Source organism: Pseudorhodobacter sp., from assembly GCF_030452865.1.
Classification (GTDB): Bacteria; Pseudomonadota; Alphaproteobacteria; order Rhodobacterales; family Rhodobacteraceae; genus Pseudorhodobacter.
This window is the reverse complement of sequence record NZ_JAKDLJ010000460.1, coordinates 1-2,599: the sequence shown is the minus strand read 5'-3', so window position 1 is coordinate 2,599 and position 2,599 is coordinate 1. Positions and strand designations below refer to the sequence as shown.

1 protein-coding gene and 1 pseudogene are annotated in these 2,599 nt (G+C 61.3%); one reads left to right on the top strand and one right to left on the bottom strand.

The annotated features are described in order from the left end of the window. A partial coding sequence (locus tag L0H65_RS18035) for an NADP-dependent malic enzyme (protein ID WP_301460593.1) occupies positions 1-1,987 on the bottom strand: 1,987 nt, incomplete at its 3' end. 152 nt (positions 1,988-2,139) lie between these two features. Between L0H65_RS18035 and L0H65_RS18030 the strand changes: the two are divergent. Beyond that, positions 2,140-2,599: pseudogene (locus L0H65_RS18030) on the top strand (cupin); the annotation flags it as partial.

Here is a 2,599-nt window from a genome sequence, read left to right as displayed (position 1 = left end):
CGCGCGGTGCGGAGTCGAGGATTTCCAGCGCGCTGCGCATCCGCCGTCCGGTATCGCAATCCAGATTGCCGAATTGCGACCCGGCGCAAAGCGCGATTTTCGGCGCAAGACCAAAGCGTTTGACATGCCGCGCCGCCGCAATCACGCTTTCCGCGATCTGTTCGGGCGAGGGTTCGGAATGAACATGGGTATCGGCAATGAACAGTGGCCCTTCCTCATGGATCATCAACGACAGCGCCCCCACCGCATGCAACCCCTCGGTCGCAAGGATCTGGGTGATGTAGTTCAGGTGCCACAGATATTGCCCGAAGGTGCCGCAGATCATGCTGTCGGCCTCATCGCGATGCACCATGACGGCGGCGATTGCCGTGGTGTTGGTCCGCATCACGGCGCGGGCGATATCCGGCGTCACGCCGCTGCGCGCCATCAGGTGATGGTAGGTTTCCCAGTAATCGCGGTAACGCGGGTCATTTTCCGGGTTCACCAGATCGAAATCCCGTCCCGGACGGATCGGCAACCCCGCGCGTTCGCAGCGGCTTTCCACCACTTCCGGCCGCCCGATCAGGATCGGCTTGTCGGTGGTTTCCTCGATCATCGCATTGGCGGCACGCAGGACCCGCTCATCCTCACCCTCCGCCAGCACGATGCGGCGGGTGACGGTGGCGGCAGCCTGAAACACCGGCCGCATGATCAAGGCAGAACGGAACACCGAACCGTCGAGTTTGCGCTTATAGGCGTCGAAATCCTCAATCGTCTTGGTCGCAACCCCGGTTTCAATCGCAGCCTTCGCCACGGCAGAGGCAACGACCCCGATCAGGCGCGGGTCAAACGGTTTCGGGATCAGGTATTCCGGGCCAAAGGTCAGTTGCTCCCCCTTATACGCCGCAGCCGCCTCGGCGCTGGTCGTGGCGCGGGCAAGGGCGGCGATCCCCGCGATGCAGGCCAGCTCCATCTCATCGTTGATCGTGGTCGCACCCACATCCAGCGCGCCGCGAAAGATGAACGGAAAGCACAGCACGTTGTTGACCTGATTGGGGAAATCCGACCGACCCGTTGCCATGATGACATCCGGCGCCACGGCTTTCGCCGCGTCCGGCGTGATTTCCGGCGTCGGATTCGCCAATGCGAACACAATCGGGCGTTTCGCCATCCGCGCCACCATGTCCGGCTTCAACACACCGGGGCCGGACAGGCCCAGAAACAGATCGGCCCCGTCGATCACCTCATCCAGATTGCGCTTGTCGGTCGCCTGCGCGAAGGCCGCCTTTTGCGGGTTCATGTCCTGCTCGCGGCCCTCATAAACCACGCCATGAATATCACACAGCCAGATGTTTTCGCGCTTCACCCCCAGCTTCAACAGCATGTTGAGACAGGCAATCCCCGCCGCCCCGCCGCCGGTGGAGACGATCTTGATATCCTCAAACTTCTTTTTCGCGACATACAACGCATTGGTCGCCGCCGCCCCCACCACAATCGCGGTGCCGTGCTGATCGTCGTGGAAGACCGGAATGTTCATGCGTTCCCGGCACAATGCCTCCACGATAAAGCAATCGGGGGCTTTGATATCCTCAAGGTTCACCGCGCCAAAAGTCGGCTCCAAGGCGCAGACGATATCTGCCAGCTTGTGCGGATCGGCCTCGTTCACCTCGATGTCAAAACAATCAATATTGGCGAATTTCTTGAACAGAACCGCCTTGCCTTCCATCACCGGCTTGGACGCCAGCGCGCCGATATTGCCCAGACCCAGCACCGCCGTCCCGTTGGAAATCACCGCAACCAGATTGCCCTTGGAGGTGTAGCGCGTCGCGGTCGATGGGTCCGCCTTGATCTCCAGACAGGCTTCGGCTACGCCGGGGGAATAGGCCAGCGACAGATCGCGCCCGTTCGCCAATGGTTTGGTCGCCCTGATTTCCAGCTTTCCGGGTTTCGGAAACTCATGATAATTCAGTGCTGCCTGCCGCGCATTGTCGTTGCGTGTGTCATCCATGGTCAATTCTCCCCAATTCCAGTCCAGTGTTAAATCATTCTGCGGATGCCGCAAGGGCAGGCGGGCGCGATGGTTATTCAATTTCAACTTGAAAATCCCCGGCGATGCTCGCACCGTGTCCAGCATCAGGAACCGGAATGAAGGGGCAAATCATGGCCGAGACTCGCGCCGAAATTCGACTGCCAACCCAGGAACTGCGCAACGACCTGCCGTTCTACACCAGGACGCTTGGCTTTCGCCTCGACAGTATCTTTCCCGCTGACAACCCCGAGGTCGCGGTGCTGTCAGGTCACGGCTTGCGCATCCGCATCCAGAAAGGGGCGGCGGAACCACCCGGCACCCTGCGCCTGCTGACTGATGACCCTTCGGCCTTCCCCAGCCGCACCCTCACCGCGCCCAACGGCACGCGGGTCGAAATTGATGAGTTGAACCCGCCACTTGTCACCCCCGCCACACAACATGCGTTTGTCGTGCGCCGCCTTGCCGATCAGGCGCCTTGGGTTATCGGGCGCGCAGGCATGCAATATCGCGATCTGGTGCCGTCCCGTCTTGGCGGCGCGATCATCGCCAGCCATATCCGCATCCCCGATGGCGGCCCGGTCCCCGATATGG